This is a genomic window from Haloarcula sp. HT12 (genome assembly GCF_055271655.1).
Genome location: NZ_JBUXKW010000005.1, coordinates 372,677 through 388,180 on the forward strand (window position 1 = coordinate 372,677; position 15,504 = coordinate 388,180).

At 63.6% G+C, this 15,504-nt stretch carries 16 protein-coding genes and 1 tRNA gene; 9 read left to right on the forward strand and 8 right to left on the reverse strand.

The window, feature by feature from the left end:
* The first annotated feature begins 37 nt into the window (after positions 1 to 37).
* Positions 38 to 847, forward strand: a complete 810-nt coding sequence (locus tag ACY9XZ_RS18315) for a hypothetical protein (protein WP_463458438.1) — start codon at positions 38 to 40, stop codon at positions 845 to 847.
* Here the strand turns inward: ACY9XZ_RS18315 and larC are convergent.
* Complete coding sequence (gene larC / locus ACY9XZ_RS18320; RefSeq protein ID WP_463458439.1) at positions 844 to 2,151, reverse strand: nickel pincer cofactor biosynthesis protein LarC; 1,308 nt, start codon at positions 2,149 to 2,151, stop codon at positions 844 to 846. The two genes, ACY9XZ_RS18315 and larC, sit on opposite strands and share 4 nt — an antisense overlap.
* 75 nt (positions 2,152 to 2,226) lie before the next feature.
* Entirely contained in the window at positions 2,227 to 2,643 is a 417-nt protein-coding gene (locus tag ACY9XZ_RS18325; protein ID WP_463458440.1) for a universal stress protein, read from the reverse strand.
* Between the two features lie 200 nt (positions 2,644 to 2,843).
* Here ACY9XZ_RS18325 and ACY9XZ_RS18330 point away from each other — a divergent pair, with 200 nt between their 5' ends.
* Positions 2,844 to 5,069 carry a CDC48 family AAA ATPase gene (locus ACY9XZ_RS18330; RefSeq protein WP_008311543.1) on the forward strand — a complete coding sequence of 742 codons (2,226 nt, stop codon included), beginning with the start codon at positions 2,844 to 2,846 and terminating at the stop codon, positions 5,067 to 5,069.
* Between the two features lie 196 nt (positions 5,070 to 5,265).
* Positions 5,266 to 6,279 carry an NADP-dependent oxidoreductase gene (locus ACY9XZ_RS18335; RefSeq protein WP_463458441.1) on the forward strand — a complete coding sequence of 338 codons (1,014 nt, stop codon included), beginning with the start codon at positions 5,266 to 5,268 and terminating at the stop codon, positions 6,277 to 6,279.
* A 19-nt stretch (positions 6,280 to 6,298) separates the two neighbouring features.
* On the opposite strand, the gene ACY9XZ_RS18340 is transcribed toward ACY9XZ_RS18335, so the two are convergent.
* Positions 6,299 to 7,441, reverse strand: coding sequence for a CBS domain-containing protein (locus ACY9XZ_RS18340; protein ID WP_463458442.1), 1,143 nt, complete (start codon positions 7,439 to 7,441; stop codon positions 6,299 to 6,301).
* 108 nt (positions 7,442 to 7,549) lie between these two features.
* Between ACY9XZ_RS18340 and ACY9XZ_RS18345 the strand changes: the two genes are divergently transcribed.
* Positions 7,550 to 7,870 carry a lycopene cyclase domain-containing protein gene (locus tag ACY9XZ_RS18345; protein WP_463458443.1) on the forward strand — a complete coding sequence of 107 codons (321 nt, stop codon included), beginning with the start codon at positions 7,550 to 7,552 and terminating at the stop codon, positions 7,868 to 7,870.
* Between the two features lie 181 nt (positions 7,871 to 8,051).
* On the forward strand, positions 8,052 to 8,543 hold the full coding sequence (locus ACY9XZ_RS18350; protein WP_463458444.1) for an HTH domain-containing protein: 492 nt from the start codon (positions 8,052 to 8,054) through the stop codon (positions 8,541 to 8,543).
* 13 nt (positions 8,544 to 8,556) lie between these two features.
* Here the strand turns inward: ACY9XZ_RS18350 and ACY9XZ_RS18355 are convergent, their stop codons facing one another.
* The 4 genes from ACY9XZ_RS18355 to ACY9XZ_RS18370 form a co-directional block, all read right to left on the reverse strand.
* The gene (locus tag ACY9XZ_RS18355; RefSeq protein ID WP_463458445.1) at positions 8,557 to 8,910 is read right to left on the reverse strand and encodes a hypothetical protein; all 354 of its coding nucleotides are present in this window, start codon (positions 8,908 to 8,910) and stop codon (positions 8,557 to 8,559) included.
* 60 nt (positions 8,911 to 8,970) lie between these two features.
* Positions 8,971 to 9,684, reverse strand: a complete 714-nt coding sequence (locus ACY9XZ_RS18360) for a class I SAM-dependent methyltransferase (RefSeq protein ID WP_463458446.1) — start codon at positions 9,682 to 9,684, stop codon at positions 8,971 to 8,973.
* A gap of 104 nt (positions 9,685 to 9,788) precedes the next feature.
* Positions 9,789 to 10,892 (reverse strand): hypothetical protein, encoded by a 1,104-nt coding sequence (locus tag ACY9XZ_RS18365; RefSeq protein WP_463458447.1) that lies wholly within the window; start codon positions 10,890 to 10,892, stop codon positions 9,789 to 9,791.
* 248 nt (positions 10,893 to 11,140) lie between these two features.
* Positions 11,141 to 11,215, reverse strand: a tRNA-Val gene (locus ACY9XZ_RS18370).
* A gap of 178 nt (positions 11,216 to 11,393) precedes the next feature.
* Between ACY9XZ_RS18370 and trpD the strand changes: the two genes are divergently transcribed.
* The 4 genes from trpD to trpG are packed head-to-tail and all read left to right on the forward strand — an operon-like array spanning position 11,394 to position 15,254.
* A complete protein-coding gene (gene trpD / locus ACY9XZ_RS18375; RefSeq protein ID WP_463458448.1) occupies positions 11,394 to 12,389 on the forward strand; it encodes an anthranilate phosphoribosyltransferase in 996 nt (331 codons plus the stop codon).
* Positions 12,386 to 13,030: a phosphoribosylanthranilate isomerase gene (locus ACY9XZ_RS18380; protein ID WP_463458449.1), complete on the forward strand. Its 645-nt coding sequence runs from the start codon at positions 12,386 to 12,388 to the stop codon at positions 13,028 to 13,030. Before trpD ends, ACY9XZ_RS18380 begins: the two co-directional genes overlap by 4 nt.
* A complete protein-coding gene (trpE, locus tag ACY9XZ_RS18385) occupies positions 13,027 to 14,634 on the forward strand; it encodes an anthranilate synthase component I (RefSeq protein WP_463458450.1) in 1,608 nt (535 codons plus the stop codon). The genes ACY9XZ_RS18380 and trpE overlap by 4 nt, the downstream gene beginning before the upstream one ends.
* Positions 14,631 to 15,254 carry an anthranilate synthase component II gene (gene trpG, locus ACY9XZ_RS18390; protein ID WP_463458451.1) on the forward strand — a complete coding sequence of 208 codons (624 nt, stop codon included), beginning with the start codon at positions 14,631 to 14,633 and terminating at the stop codon, positions 15,252 to 15,254. Before trpE ends, trpG begins: the two co-directional genes overlap by 4 nt.
* Here trpG and ACY9XZ_RS18395 read toward each other — a convergent pair.
* Positions 15,251 to 15,439: a hypothetical protein gene (locus ACY9XZ_RS18395; protein WP_463458452.1), complete on the reverse strand. Its 189-nt coding sequence runs from the start codon at positions 15,437 to 15,439 to the stop codon at positions 15,251 to 15,253. The genes trpG and ACY9XZ_RS18395 overlap by 4 nt on opposite strands.
* Positions 15,440 to 15,504: the final 65 nt, after the last annotated feature.

Here is a 15,504-nt window from a genome sequence, read left to right on the forward strand (position 1 = left end):
CACAACGGTAAGTGGATACCGGACCAAGCGCTGGCTAGTGATCGTCGTCGCCACCGAGAACTTCGAAGTGTACCACGGCGTCGTCAACGAGCTCCGCGACCGCGGCGTAGAGTTCACGACCATCGAGCCCGGCGACGAGTGGCCCGACGGAACGGACGTCGCGGTCATCGCCGCTGGGGAGTCGGTCGAAATCCCCGACGGCGTGGACGTCGTGCAGGCGGACCCGGATACGCCGCGTCGGGCCGTCGAATCCGTCATCTCAACGCTTCGCGGTGGCGACGGTCGCACCGTCATCGGCATCGACCCCGGCGAGCGTCCGGGTGTCGCAATTCTCCACGGCGACATGGTCGTTGCAGCGTTTCAGGTGCCCGCGGCGGAAGCCGGTGAAATCGTCCGCGAGGAGGTCGAAGACGCTGTCAACCCGGTCGTTCGTATCGGCGACGGTGCGCGGCTCGTCGGCGCGCGCATCATCGACGACATCCAGTCTGTGCCGGTGGAGCTGGTCGACGAGACGGGGACGACGCCGTACCTCGGCTCCGGCGCGCGCGGGATGGGCGACGTGCTGGCCGCGGTCAACATCGCCCGCCTCGACGGCGAGGAGATCGAGAGCCGGACTATCGAGCCCACGGCCGGCGAACTCCAGAAGATCAAGGACCGCTCCCGGGAGGAAAGCGACACGAACCGGGCGATCAGCGAAGGACTGGCCCGGAAGGTCGCGACTGGCGCACTCACCGTCGAGGAGGCGCTGGCCGAACACGACAGCGACAGTTCGACCGACGAGAGCGAGGGGGAAGCCGTCGAGGAAGTGGCCCATTCAGAAGACGAAACAGCCGACGGGAGTGGCTAACGCGAAACCATCCGCTCGGCCCGCTGCATCACTTCGCGGACGGGGAGCCCGGTCGCATCCGAGACGGCCGCGGCATCGTCGTACTCCGCGCTCACGTCGAACACCGTGCCGTCGGTGTCGCTCGCGATCTTGACCGTCACCTCGAACTGCTCGCCGTCGACGGAGAGCGCAACCGTCTCGTACTCCCGGTCAGCGACCCAGCGGTGGCCGGCCCCGGACTCGCGTACGCCAAGCGTCCCGGTCGCTTCAGCGAGACAGCGCGCGACCCGCTCGGCGTCTTCCGGCTTGCAGATGACCTTGACGATGTGGCCGGGCCGGGACTTCTTCATCGTCGTCGGCACTATCGACACGTCGCGAGCACCGACCTCTGAAAGCGAGCGCTGGAGGTCACCGAGCACCTCGGGCGGGACGTCGTCGACGTTCGTTTCGAGCACCGTGATTTCGTCGCGACGGAGCTGCCCTGCGCCCTCGCCGACCAGCGCCCGCAGGACGTTGGGGCGGTCGTCGAGATCCCACCCGCCAGCGCCGTACCCCGACGCGTCGACGTCGAGCGGGGGCAGCGACTCGGTCCCCTCGGCGATGTGGGCGAGAATCGCCGCGCCAGTCGGTGTTACGAGTTCCCTGTCGATGGGACCGCCCTGCAGTGACCAGTCAGCCCGCTCGGCGATCTCGACCACTGCGGGAGTCGGGACCGGATAGGTGCCGTGGCTCATCTCTACGGTGCCGCCCCCCGTTGACACCGGTGTCGTCACGACCCGGTCTACGTCGAGGTCATCGAGCAGGAGACAGGCGCCGACGATGTCGGCGATGGCGTCGTCGGCACCGACCTCGTGGAAGTGTGTCCCGTCGAGGTCTGTTCCGTGGACCGACGCCTCGGCCTCGCCGAGTATCTCGAAGATCGCCAGTGCGTCTGATCTGACCGCCGTCGGCAGGTCCATCTCCTCGACGAGTTCGACGACCTCGGCGTACGTGCGGCTCGGGCCGTGGCCCTCAGCGTGGGTGTGATCGTGCCCGTCGTGGCTATGCTCGTGACCGTCGTGGGAATGGGATTGTGAGTGGTCGTCCGCAGCGTGGCCGTGTCCCTCGTCGTGGGAGCTATCGCTGTCGCCATCGGCGTCGGTCAGCAGTACCTCGACGCGCGTGGCGGCGATGCCGCATCGGTCCACCTCGGCGACGGCGTACTCGATAGCGAGCGCATCCTCGACCGGCGACAGGGCTTCGCGGTCGGCCCCGGCAGCCAGCAGCGCCCCCAGAAGCATGTCGCCGGCAGCGCCCATCCGGCCGTCGAAAGCGAGTGTTCGCATACAGGGGGCGTCGCGCCCCGCGAGTAAAAGCCCTCATACTACGGTTCCATCGCGCGCGTCGCGCCGCCAGACGGGTCAGGTCCGGCGGACGATGTGCACGTCGTAGTCCTCGCCGTCGGTGACTTCGCCGATGGGGACGACGATGTCCTCGGTGTCGTCGCTGCCGAGGAACACGACGCTTGCGTCGACGTCGCGGGCGGTCTGTCTGATCGTCGTCGACAGTTCGCTGGTGGAGTGGGCGCTCACGTCGTCGTAGCGGAGTTCGGAGTCGTCGGTCGCCTCCTCGATCTTGCGCCGGAGGTCGTCGGCGGCGGTCTCGGCGGCGAAGTCATCGGTGGGGTCGACGCGGCGGCGTCGCTCGGCGTAGTCAGTCCCGGTCGGGATGAACGCGACGGCGACGACGTCCTCGTCGAGTGCCGCGGCGTAGGAAACGGCACGGTCGAGTGCGGCGTCTGCGAGCGGTGATCCGTCGAAGGGAACGAGAAATACCATATCGGCGCTATCGCGTCCAGCCTTATGAAACGCGGCGATGGCGGCAGCCTGTGTCACCACTACCCAGGCCGGGGGATATTAGCCCCTGCTGTGCGGTGTGTTATTAGGTAACATATAAACCCGTCGCCGTGCGTCTTGCCCGCCGGTAGCATAAAGCATATCTCCGGGGCTACCCGAGTTCGTTGTAAGCAGGCTCTACTATGAACGAAGTCCAATTGGAAGTGGCGAAGGCGTACCCGAACGACTCGGGACGCGGTATCGCCAGACTCGACCCCGATACGTTGTTGCACCTCAAGCTCTCCCCCGGCGACATCATCGAGATCGAAGGGAGCGATACCACCGCGGCCAAGGTGTGGCGGGCCGACCGGCAGGACTGGAACACCGACACGGTCCGCATCGACGGCTTCACGCGCCAGAACGCCGACGTGGGGATCGGCGAGCGCGTCACCATTCGGAAGGCCGAGGCCGAGAAGGCCGACAAGCTAGTCCTCGCGCCGCCCGAAGAGGCGTCGGTCCAGTTCGGCTCCGACGCCGCCGGCATGGTCAAACGGCAGATACTGAAACGGCCGGTCGTCGAGCGCGACATCGTCCCGGTGATGTCCTCGACGAACCACCCGTTCATGCGCTCGCCCGGACAGGCCATCCCGCTCATCGCCGTCGAGACCGAGCCCGAGGGCGTCTGTCTCATCACCGAAGATACTGAGGTAGAGCTCCGCGAGGAGCCCATCTCCGGCTTCGAGAAGACCGGCGGCGGCATCACCTACGAGGACATCGGCGGCCTCCAGAACGAGATCCAGCGGGTGCGAGAGATGGTCGAACTGCCGATGAAACACCCCCAGATCTTCAAGAAACTCGGCATCGAGCCGCCACAGGGGGTGTTGCTCCACGGGCCGCCCGGCACCGGGAAGACGCTGCTCGCGAAGGCCGTCGCCAACGAGACCTCCGCCAGCTTCTTCTCTATCGCCGGTCCGGAGATCATCTCGAAATACTACGGGGAGTCCGAACAGCAGTTACGCGAGATCTTCGAGGACGCCAGCGAGGAGTCGCCCTCGATCATCTTCATCGACGAACTGGACTCCATCGCACCCAAGCGCGAGGACGTGACCGGCGAGGTCGAGCGCCGCGTCGTCGCCCAGTTGCTGACGATGATGGACGGCCTCGAATCCCGTGGCCAGGTCATCGTCATCGCCGCGACGAACCGCGTCGACAGCGTGGACCCGGCGCTGCGTCGCCCGGGCCGCTTCGACCGCGAGATCGAGATCGGCGTCCCGGACGAGGTCGGCCGCGAGGAGATCCTCCAGATCCACACCCGCGGCATGCCGCTGTCCGACGACGTGAACCTGGCGAAGCTGGCGACTGACACGCACGGCTTCGTCGGGGCCGACATCGAGAGCCTCACGAAGGAGGCCGCGATGAAGGCGCTGCGCCGGTACCTCCCCGAGATTGACCTCGACGAGGAAGACATCCCGCCGAGCCTCATCGACCGGATGATCATCAAACGGGACGACTTCAAAGGGGCGCTCAACGAGGTGAGTCCATCGGCGATGCGGGAGGTGCTGGTCGAGCTCCCGAAGATGTCCTGGGACAACGTCGGCGGCCTCAGCGGCCCCAAAGAGCAGGTCCAGGAGGCCGTCGAGTGGCCGATGAACTCCCCGGAGAAGTTCGAACGCATGGGCGTGACGCCGCCCTCGGGCGTGTTGCTGTACGGCCCGCCCGGTACCGGGAAGACGCTCATGGCGAAAGCCGTCGCCAACGAGACCGACGCGAACTTCATCTCGGTCCGTGGCCCGCAACTGCTCAGCAAGTGGGTCGGCGAGAGCGAGAAGGCCATCCGCCAGACGTTCCGGAAGGCCCGCCAGGTCGCCCCGACCATCATCTTCTTCGACGAACTCGACTCGCTGGCACCGGGTCGGGGCGGCGAGATGGGGTCGAACGTCTCCGAACGGGTCGTCAACCAACTGTTGACCGAACTCGACGGGCTCGAAGAGATGGAGGACGTGATGGTCATCGGCGCGACCAACCGACCGGACATGATCGACCCGGCGCTGATCCGCTCGGGCCGGTTCGACCGCCTGGTGATGATCGGCGAGCCCGATGTCGAGGGCCGCGAGCAGATCCTGAAGATCCACACGGACGACACGCCGCTGTCGCCCGACGTGAGCCTGCGCGAACTGGCTGAGGTCAGCGACGGGTTCGTCGGCTCTGATCTGGAATCCATCGCCCGGGAAGCCGCCATCGAGGCGCTCCGCGAGGACGACGACGCGGAGGAAGTCGAGATGCGCCACTTCCGACAGGCGATGGACAGCGTGCGCCCGACCATCACCGACGACATCCGCGAGTACTACGAGCAGATGGAAGAGGAGTTCAGAGGCGGCTCCAGTCCACAGCGTCAGGCCGGCACCGGCGGCCGCATCGGCTTCCAGTAACGCCGGCGCTCTCGGTTGCCGTTCGCACGCTGTGATTCGACCGCGTTTTCTGTGTGCCGTGTGATTCGACGCTCCCGATCAGCGATGCATCCCGCTGGCCACACAACACCCCTGTATAATTATTAGATAAATTATAAAACCGGTGTTTGTTTCTCCTTTCGAAGCCCCCTTTCGGGGCCCAAGTGAATGTGGAGTGATGTCGACCACAAACCGCGTTTACAGGCTAGCGAAGCGCCCCGAAGGGACCCCCGACCACGATACGTTCGACCTTTCCGAGGAAGCGGTCCCCGAACCGGGGCCTGGCGAGGTGCTCGTCAAGACGCTGTATCTCTCTGTCGACCCGTACATGCGCGACCGGATGCGGACGGGCGAATCGTATGCGGACCCGTGGGACGTGGGCGACGCACTCCGGGGTGCGGTCGTGGGTGAGGTCGTCGAGTCCAACGGCGCGCGCTTCGACGAGGGCGACGTTGTGACCGGCGAGCTTGAGTGGGCGGAGTACGCCACCGCGCCCGGGCCGGCCCTGACCGAGGTCAACCCCGAACTCGCACCGGTTTCGACGGCACTCGGTGTCCTGGGCATGCCTGGCCTGACAGCGTATTTCGGCACCCGAGAGGTAGCACAGCCCGCGGCCGGCGACACCTTCGTCGTCACCGGCGCTGCGGGGGCCGTCGGTTCCGTCGCGGGGCAGCTCGCCAAGCTCCAGGGCGCACACGTTGTCGGCTTCGCCGGCTCCGACGAGAAGGTCTCGTTCCTCGAAGACGACCTCGGTTTCGACGCGGGCATCAACTACAAGACGACCGACGACTACCAGGCCGCGCTGGACGAGGCCGCCCCGGACGGCGTCGACGCCTACTTCGACAACGTCGGCGGCCCGATTACCGACGCGGTGTTCACGCGACTCAACACCGACGCACGCGTCGCCGTCTGCGGCCAGATATCCATGTACAACAGCGAGGACGTTCCGACGGGACCGCGCAAGCTGACCCAGGTCATCCAGTCCCGCGCGACCGTCCAGGGACTCCTCGTCTCCGACTTCGAGCCCCGATTCGAGGAAGCGACGAAGCAACTCGGCCAGTGGGTCGCCTCGGGCGAGCTCTCCTACCGCGAAACCGTCACCGAAGGCATCGAGAACGCGCCCGACGCGTTCCTCGGGCTGTTCGAGGGCGAGAACATCGGCAAGCAGCTCGTGCAGGTCGCCGAGCGGTAGAGAAAAAACGAGTCCCCAGTTACAGTTCGCCGAGTTTGCGGAGGAGCTGGCCGCGGTACTCCTCGTCAGCCTGGACGCCTTTCAGTTCGAGGACGTTCCGTTCGAGCTTATCGAGCGCGACGTTGAACGCGGTTTCGGCGCCGTAGCCCTCGCCGGAGCCGGCCGCCTGGCCCTTGTTGGTCCGCAGGCGGATCTGACACTGGATGAGCGGCGTGCCACGGAGCTTCTCCTTGTGCTCGTGGAACCGGACGTGGGCGTGCTGGACCTGCATCGCGCCGTACTTGTCCGCGACTTGCTCGATGTCAGAGCGGATGTCCGCGCGGGAGATGGTGTCCAGCAGCTTGATGTTCGTGATCTGGACGTCCATGTGTTCCTCCTCCGTGTAGGTCAGCGCGCGGAGCACGTCGGTTTTCGTGAGGATGCCGGCGACGTGGGTGTCCTCGTCTTCCGGCGTAACGACGAGCCCGGCGAAGTCGTTTTCGAGCATCCGCGCGACGGCATCCTCGACGGAGTCGCCGAGTTTCGCCGTCTCCACCGGACTGCTCATCACGTCGTAGACGGGCATGTCGAGCACGCGCTCGATCTCGCCGGAGCGGTCGCCCCGCGTCGCCTTGTTCATGTCCCGGACGACGACGTCGACGATGTCGTGGCGCGTGACCATGCCGGTCAGGTTATCGTCGTCATCGAGCACCGGCAGCCGGGAGATGCCGTGTTTCCGGAGGAGATTGACGACTTGCCCGACGTTGGTGTCTTCCGAGACCGTGATGACATCCCGCGTGTAGATATCCTCGACGCGCAGCGCGTCGAGGTTGTCGAGAACCGCGTCCAGGATATCGTCCTCGGTGACGATACCCCAGAGCTCGCCCGCCTCGAACACCGGTGCGAGCTTGACTCCACCCTCGACCAGGACGCGTGCGACTTCCCGCACGTCGTCGGTGCGCTCGACTTTCGGCGCCGAGCGCGTCATCGCCCCCGCCTTCGCGTTGTCCTCGACATGGGACTGGACCAGCTGTTTCTGCGTGATAACGCCAGCGTAGTCACCGTCTTCCGTGACGATGATGCCCTTCGGGTTCTCGCGTTCGAAGATAGACCGGACTTTCCCCAGGCGCTTGTTGGCGTCAACCTCGACAAACTCTCTGGTGGCGATATCAGCAATATCCATCGTTCTTCACAATCCGTAGATTCGACGTGTGGGGTTATCAAGGTTGGTTTCGTCCCCGGGAACCGGGAGACGAACTAAGCTTTAGGCCCGTGGGTCCAAGGGCCGTGTATGCTGCCCGACATCGGTGTCTTCGGCCCCTACACCTATCTGGTCACAGAGGTGGTCTGGGGGACTGTTGCCCTCGCCCTACTCTGGCGCGCGAACGCCCTCCGGATGGCCGCCAAGACAATCGTCGTGCTCTATCCGATTGCCTACGTCTGGGACTGGTACACGCTCACTGTCGGTGTCTTCGCGATCAAACTCCGGACCGGTGTCGACCTGCTCGGGATTCCAATCGAAGAGCACATCTTCATGATCGTGGTTCCCGCGCTCATCCTCGGCATCCACGAAAACTTGCACGGTCTTTCGTCCGAGTCAAACGCTGAATAGTTAGCAAACCGACACTGGTTTCAGCTGCCAACTGCTTCTGTTTCAGCGTTACAACTGGAGGTAGACCAGCCGATAGGAAGTGCTGATATCATGCCGATTCAGCCCTGATACATGCATCTGTACTATGCAGACATCTCTCACAGTATCTATATGTGTCAGCCGGGTGTGCTGTCTGATAGCTATGAGTGATACTGTCCCGACACCTCACATCGAGCTTTACGTCCGGTCGATGCTGCCCGACGGCGCACACGAGCGACAGGAAGCGGTCATTGATCGTCTCGAAACACTCGACGAGAACGACCGTATTGACGGGTTCAACGTCGTCGTCTGGGGCAAACAGATCGCACCACGGTCGGCCGCCGCACGAACGGCGGAGGGCACGTACATCCTGAACCGCGTCGCCGAATTCAAGCAGTGGGCACTGACCAACAACGTCTCGCTGGAATCGTTCTACCAGGACACGACCGTTGATTCAGAAGCGACAGCGTCGGCGTACGACGCCAAGGTGTTGCCCGTCATGGGGCTTGCTGAGTACGACGGCAGCGAACTCGTCCACGTCGCCCCCTGTACGAAAGACGACGTCGTCCACACGATCATGGATCGCCTCGAACGTCTCGAAGCGGGCCAGCCGCCCGCGCTCGACCAGGAGCGCGGCAGCGTGAGCGTCGTCTAACGAGGAAAACCGGTTACGAAGATCGGACCGTTTCGACGTACGGTTCGAACTCGTCTGTCTCCGACAGCACTTCGAGCACTTCTCCAGGGTCTCCGGCCAGTTCGTACCCCGGCCGTCCTTTCCCGGTCGGTGACTCCGACTTCTCGTTGACCAACAGCTCCTTGTCGGCGAGTCGGCCCAGCGCCGAGATGACCTCCTGGCGCTCGACGCCGCCGAAGGGCTGTCGGTCGATATCCGCGAGATGCGCCTTCGCCGTCTGTGTGACGTGATAGGAGTGCGCCGGCGTTTCACCGGCCGTTTCGAGTTCTACGACCGCCAGCAACACGAACTGTTCGAACGCGTCCGCCGACTGGACCTGATCTCTCATATAGATGACTCTAACGCGGTTGGGGCAAGAAACTACTGGACGTAATCGAGACCGATATCCTCACTTCGGCCGTGTCGAAACGTACACCGGCGTCGGAAACACCATCTCGACGAGTCGTGTTCCCACGCGCGATGAAAAAGCCAGTTCCAGCGGCTCGGCGAACGTATCGAGCAAGCGCTGTTTCGTGTCCGAACGGTCGAGGTCAGCGTCGAGTAGTTTCGCCGACCGGAACTCGACGCTGTCGAAATACGTTGCTAGCTCTTTCCGGACGGTTATCGACCACACGGGGTGGTAAGCCGCCTGATACCACTCCTCGTCTCGGTCGTACTGTCTGTCGTATGGCTTTGCGACTCGGTTTCCGATTGCATCGGGCAACCAGGGCATCCCGACCGGATAGCCGTGGCCGTCGCCCGGCCAGGCACGGTTCGGACAGATAGCGACGAATATCCCGTCGTCAGCGAGGACACGAGCCGTCTCGGCAATGAGTCGCTCCTCGTCAGGGACGTGCTCGAACACCATATTGGAGATTATCGCGTCGACACTGCCGTCAGGGAACGGCATCGCCGTCCCGTCCGCCTGTACGGCGTCACAGGGAAGCGTCGCCGCTTCGCCATCGAAGTCGATATCGAGGGCGAGCGCCCGACAGCCGATGCTATCGGCGAGTTCGGAGGCGATCTTTCCGTCTTTGGCCCCGATATCGAGAAGGAGAGCGTCCTCATGGAGAGCGTCAGAAAGCGCAGATTCGTACAGTTGCTTGAACACTGGCGAAGTCATAGATCCCAACGGGGGGTTGAACGAACGTCCGCTTCCAGTATGACTATCCACCCCCTAACGCGAATAAGTGTCTGATAAATGCGTTACTATAGTCCCGATAATAGCTACTCTTCGAATTCCAACTCCCAATCCCCATCCGCTTCGACAACAACCCAGGCCACACCAGTGTGAGATTCACGTGTTTGGGCGTCCTCAATCGTGCCGATTTCATTGAACACCGTTGTACGTTCAAAATCCGAGTTTGCATCTTCATTATAAAAGAAGACCTGGAAGTTGGACTCTCCATCGTGACTCGCGGTTACAACAATGGAACCCTCGAGCCGAATCGGACCGACTACTGTTGGTTCACTTCCATTCGAGGCTGCAGGAGGTGCATGAATATCCTCCTCGGGAGCAAGCGGCTGTGCGATCACGATCTCCCAATCATCATCGGCATTGACATCCAGTGAATACTCGCCTGCAGGTAGCGCCACAGCTGTGGTTCCATCTACACTGCCAATTTTATTGACCGGGATATCCACTCGTTCACCATCACTATCATAAATTTCAACCTGAAAGTTCGAATCACCACTGTGCTCATAATCCAAGACCATCAGCCCCCCTTCGAATTCGAAAGGTTCTGTGACGGATTGACCGGTACCTGATAGTGGTGTCCGGCCCTCATCGTAATAATTGTCAACCGTCGTAATTGATGGGAGGTGAGTTCGTGCATCAGGGTTAACGCCTACTGGTGTCGGCTCCGGAGTCAGTGTCGCTGTTGGTGTAGACGTTAGCGTTGGTGTTACGGTCGGTGTAGTCTCTGACACTGCAGTCTGTGTTGAATCTAGCGTAGCTGTCTGTGCCCGCGTCTGATCAGGAGTATCGTTGTTTGGTGTTGGCGTGGTGGCTGCGCCGCCGTCAGTCACAGTCTGAGTGTCGCCGCCTTCATTCCCACCGCCACCTCCGGCAACTGCACCTACGATGCTGACTATGACGAATACATATACGAACGCTACGCCCCCAGCGATGAGTCCACCGCCGCTGCTTATGCCTGGAAGCCCATCAAGAGCGTCGGCCCACCCGTACATGTTGCGCCAGACGAATAGTGCCGTGATGAATGGCAGGAATATTAACCATATCCAACTCGTCAAAAGATACCCAATCCCGACAACAACGTTTCGAGTAGTCGACTCTGGCTGCATCAGCGGAATACGGTCAGTAAGCGTCATAACGACATTTCACGTGCCTAGTAATTAAATGTCTCTGCAATAACATGAAGTTGAGGGGAGAAGCGACCGACTCGTCTAGTTCAAATCCGCCTGTCGCTGCCGACTCGCTACGCTCGCCGGGTAGCGACAGTAGAAGTGGGTTCGGGCGGCTTGTGAACCAGAGAAAGACTCAGTTCGTTCGTCATTCAGGGTTCAAATCGCCCTCACGAACGATTTCGTTGCTCCCGAATTGGTCGCGACAAAAATAGTGGGTTCGGGCGGATTTGAACCGCCGGCCTCCTCCATGTCAAGGAGGTGTCATAACCGACCTAGACCACGAACCCTCACTGCGAGGTACACCACATTGTTTCCGGTGGGTGTAATTGAAGGTTTCGGATTCCGTATCGCCACGTTGTCTGTTGATTGCCCACATATATTCGTCGGCGAGTGGGGGTCCCGATAGGCTTAAGTCAATGTACGGATTTGTACATCACAACACGAAAAAGTCCATTGGTGAATACAATGAAAGAGTACATCGAACGCGTCACAGACGGCGAGGACCTGACACAGGCCGAGGCTCGGGCCGTTGCGACGACTGTCTTCGAAGATGCGACCGAGGCACAGATCGGTGCGCTGCTGACGGCACTGCGGGCGAAGGGAGAGACCGAGGCCGAGATCGCCGGCTTCGCCGAAGGGATGCGCGACGCCGCACGAACTATCCGGCCCGAGCGGGAGGGGCTGGTCGACACCTGCGGGACCGGCGGCGACGACTACAACACGATCAACGTCTCGACGACGAGCGCCATCGTCGCGGCCGGCGCTGGCGTCCCGATTGCGAAGCACGGCAACTACTCCGTCTCTTCCTCGTCGGGGAGTGCCGACGTGCTCGAAGAGGTCGGCGTCGACATCGAGGCCGAACCGCCGGAGGTCGAGGACACCATCGAGCGCGAGGGTATCGGCTTCATGCTCGCGCCCGTGTTCCACCCGGCGATGAAAGCCGTCATCGGCCCGCGCCAGGAACTCGGGATGCGGACCGTCTTCAACATTCTCGGGCCGCTGACGAACCCCGCCGACGCGGACGCGCAGGTGCTTGGCGTCTACGACCCGGACCTCGTGCCCGTGATGGCAGAGGCGCTGGCCCGACTGGACGTCGAGCGGGCGCTGGTCGTCCACGGCGATGGCCTCGACGAGATCGCCATCCACGGCGAGACGGCCGTCGCGGAGGTCACCGGCGACCGGATCGCGGAGTACACCATTACACCGGAGGACATGGGGCTGGAGACACACGATATTGAGGCGATTGCCGGGGGCACGCCGGATGAGAACGCGGCTGACCTCCGCGGCATCGTCTCCGGCGAGGTCACCGGCGCGAAGCGGGACATCATCCTCGCCAACGCCGGCGCGGCAATCTACGTCGCTGGCGTCGCCGACACGCACGAGGAAGGAGTCGAACAGGCCCGGCAGGCCATCGAGTCGGGCGAGGCGGCCGATAAACTCGAAGACCTGATCGGGGCATGACGCGCGAGAAAATCTGTGGCGTGACGGGCGGTAAGGACCGCGACGCTGTCGTCGCGGCCGGCGCTGACGCGGTCGGCGTCATCCACGGCGTTCCGGTTGACACGCCCCGCGAAGTCGACGAGGCCACCGCCGAGGCGCTCGTCGCCGGCGTCCCGCCGTTCGTAACGAGCGTGCTGGTGACGATGCCGACGACGGTTCAGGAAGCCGTCAGGCGCGTCGACAGAATCGAACCGGACGCAATACAGGTCCACGACGGGCTCTCGCCGGCGGAACTCGGGGCCCTCGACAGTCGAATCACCCAGAAAACCGTCGCCGTCGTCGAGGCGGACGCGCCGGATATCGAGGACTACGCCGATCACGCAGACGCCCTGCTCGTCGATTCGGTCGACGCCGACGGCGGCGGCGGCACGGGCGAGACACACGACTGGGAGCGCACGCGCGACCTCGTCGACTCGCTGGACGTGCCAATCGTGCTTGCCGGCGGGCTGACCCCCGAGAACGTGGCCGAGGCCGTCGAGACGGTCGGTCCGTTCGCCGTCGACGTGGCCAGCGGTGTCGAATCCTCGGGCGGGACGAAAGACCACGACGCCGTCGAGCGGTTCGTCCGGAACGCAAAGCAGGTGTCGGAGGGCGCGGTATGACCCTCGATATCTCCCATGGTGAGTTCGTCGAACACGCCAAGGCTGACCGACCGGTCGTCGTCCGCGCCGCCGCGGAACTGGACGTGGATGTGGAGCCGCTGACCGCCTACGCGGCCCTGACCGGCCGCACGAGCGACGTAGCCGCAAACGACTACACGTTCCTGCTGGAAAGCGCCGAAAAGGTCGCCTCCAGCGACCCCGACGGCGCGTTTGCACCGGAGACCGACGACCGCCACGCCCGCTTCTCCTTCGTCGGCTACGACCCGCGCGCCGTCGTCACGGTGACCGGCGACGAGAGCGAGGTGGAGGCCTTCGACGACCGCTACGCCGACCTCGTGACGACCGACGGCGGTGACGTCGTGGACGACCTCCGAGCAGCGATGCCCGACGTGGCGCTGCGGAACTTCCCCGAGATGGACCGCCAGCACCTCGAAGGCGGCCTCGTCGGCTTCCTCTCGTACGACGCCGTCTACGACCTCTGGCTCGACGAGGTCGGCCTGGACCGTCCGGACTCGCGGTTCCCGGACGCGCAGTTCGTGCTCACGACGTCGACGGTCCGCTTCGACCACGTCGAGGAGACCGTTTCGCTCGTGTTCACGCCGGTCGTCCGCCAGGACGAGGACGCCGGCGAGCGCTACGACGAACTGGTTGCCGAGGCCCAGCGCGTCGAGGACGTGCTCTCGGACCTGTCACCGCTCGAAACCGGCGGCTTCCGCCGCGAGGACGAGGTCGCCGGACCCAAAGGCGAGTACGAGGACGCCGTCGAGCGCGCCAAGGAGTACGTCCTCTCGGGCGACATCTACCAGGGCGTCATCTCGCGGACCCGCGAACTGCACGGCGAGGTCGACCCGCTTGGCTTCTACGAGGCGCTCCGAGCGGTGAACCCCTCGCCGTACATGTACCTGCTGGGCTACGATGACCTCACTATCGTCGGCGCGAGCCCGGAGACGCTCGTCTCCGTCGCGGGTGACCACGTCGTTTCGAACCCCATCGCGGGGACGTGCCCGCGCGGGAACTCGCCCGTCGAGGACCGCCGCCTCGCGGGCGAGATGCTCGCCGACGGAAAGGAGCGGGCTGAGCACACCATGCTCGTCGACCTCGCACGCAACGACGTACGCCGCGTCGCCGAGGCCGGCAGCGTCCGCGTCCCGGAGTTCATGAACGTCCTCAAGTACAGCCACGTCCAGCACATCGAGTCCACGGTGACGGGCCGACTCGCCGCGGCCAAGGACGCCTTCGACGCTGCCCGCGCGACGTTCCCGGCGGGGACGCTCTCGGGCGCGCCGAAGATCCGCGCGATGGAGATCATCGACGAACTCGAACGCTCGCCAAGAGGTCCCTACGGCGGCGGCGTCGGCTACTTCGACTGGGACGGCGACACTGATTTCGCTATCGTAATCCGTTCGGCCACGGTCGAAGACGAGGGTGACCAAGATCGCATCACCGTTCAGGCCGGGGCCGGCATCGTCGCCGATTCGGACCCCGAAAGCGAATACATCGAGACCGAACAGAAAATGGACGGCGTGTTGACGGCGTTAGAAGAGATCGAGGACGAGGGCGACCAGCCGGCAGCCGACGCCGATCCCGAGGAGATGACCCGATGAGCGCGTCACAGCCGGCCGATGAGGACGCTGTCAGGGACGACCTCCGGGTGCTGTTCGTGGACAACTTCGACTCCTTTACGTACAACCTCGTCGAGTACGTGTCCGAACACGCCGAAACTGAAGTCGTCCGGAACACGGCATCGCTCGATGATGTCGCGGCGTTCGACCCGGACGCCATCATCCTCTCGCCGGGACCGGGCCACCCGAAGAACGAACGTGACGTCGGCGTCACGCTGGATGTCCTTCGTGAGGTCAGCCCCGACGTGCCGACGCTTGGGGTCTGTCTCGGGCTCGAATCGGCGGTGTACGCCTACGGCGGCACCATCGGCCGCGCACCGGAACCGATTCACGGGAAGGCCTTCCCCATCGATCACGACGGGAAAGGCGTCTTCGCGGGATTGGAACAGGGGTTCCAGGGCGGGCGCTATCACTCACTCATCGCTGAAGAAGTTCCAGCGGAGTTCGTCGTCAGCGCGACGACGGAGACCGAGGACGGCACGGAACTGGTGATGGGCGTCCGCCACCGCGAGTACCCCATCGAAGCCGTGCAGTTCCATCCGGAGTCGGTCCTGACCGCGGTCGGCCACGACGTCATCCGGAATTTTCTCGCCGGACTCTAGAGCACCTGGAAGCCCAGCATTCCGAGTATCCAGAGGACGACGACCGCAATGATGGCGATGATGACGAGCCGCCACGCCACTTTCATGACCAGTCGACCGACGAGCAGTACGACAGCGATGGCCAGCAAGCCGACGAGGAGCGCCGGCGGTGACGGGAGCGCGCCGATCTGAAGGAGCGACAACATAGTACAGATAGGAATGTCCACGGGCAAATACTTCGTGGCTGTTTCGGTCGGGGCGTGTCTTGTTC

What these genes read in the sequence shown, in the direction of transcription:
- larC (WP_463458439.1), bottom strand. Translation starts at nt 2,151, where the DNA reads ATGCGAACACTCGCTTTCGACGGCCGGATGGGCGCTGCCGGCGACATG.
- ACY9XZ_RS18325 (WP_463458440.1), bottom strand. Translation starts at nt 2,643, where the DNA reads ATGGTATTTCTCGTTCCCTTCGACGGATCACCGCTCGCAGACGCCGCA.
- ACY9XZ_RS18330 (WP_008311543.1), top strand. Translation starts at nt 2,844, where the DNA reads ATGAACGAAGTCCAATTGGAAGTGGCGAAGGCGTACCCGAACGACTCG.
- ACY9XZ_RS18335 (WP_463458441.1), top strand. Translation starts at nt 5,266, where the DNA reads ATGTCGACCACAAACCGCGTTTACAGGCTAGCGAAGCGCCCCGAAGGG.
- ACY9XZ_RS18340 (WP_463458442.1), bottom strand. Translation starts at nt 7,441, where the DNA reads ATGGATATTGCTGATATCGCCACCAGAGAGTTTGTCGAGGTTGACGCC.
- ACY9XZ_RS18345 (WP_463458443.1), top strand. Translation starts at nt 7,550, where the DNA reads ATGCTGCCCGACATCGGTGTCTTCGGCCCCTACACCTATCTGGTCACA.
- ACY9XZ_RS18350 (WP_463458444.1), top strand. Translation starts at nt 8,052, where the DNA reads ATGAGTGATACTGTCCCGACACCTCACATCGAGCTTTACGTCCGGTCG.
- ACY9XZ_RS18355 (WP_463458445.1), bottom strand. Translation starts at nt 8,910, where the DNA reads ATGAGAGATCAGGTCCAGTCGGCGGACGCGTTCGAACAGTTCGTGTTG.
- ACY9XZ_RS18360 (WP_463458446.1), bottom strand. Translation starts at nt 9,684, where the DNA reads ATGACTTCGCCAGTGTTCAAGCAACTGTACGAATCTGCGCTTTCTGAC.
- ACY9XZ_RS18365 (WP_463458447.1), bottom strand. Translation starts at nt 10,892, where the DNA reads ATGACGCTTACTGACCGTATTCCGCTGATGCAGCCAGAGTCGACTACT.
- trpD (WP_463458448.1), top strand. Translation starts at nt 11,394, where the DNA reads ATGAAAGAGTACATCGAACGCGTCACAGACGGCGAGGACCTGACACAG.
- ACY9XZ_RS18380 (WP_463458449.1), top strand. Translation starts at nt 12,386, where the DNA reads ATGACGCGCGAGAAAATCTGTGGCGTGACGGGCGGTAAGGACCGCGAC.
- trpE (WP_463458450.1), top strand. Translation starts at nt 13,027, where the DNA reads ATGACCCTCGATATCTCCCATGGTGAGTTCGTCGAACACGCCAAGGCT.
- trpG (WP_463458451.1), top strand. Translation starts at nt 14,631, where the DNA reads ATGAGCGCGTCACAGCCGGCCGATGAGGACGCTGTCAGGGACGACCTC.
- ACY9XZ_RS18395 (WP_463458452.1), bottom strand. Translation starts at nt 15,439, where the DNA reads ATGTTGTCGCTCCTTCAGATCGGCGCGCTCCCGTCACCGCCGGCGCTC.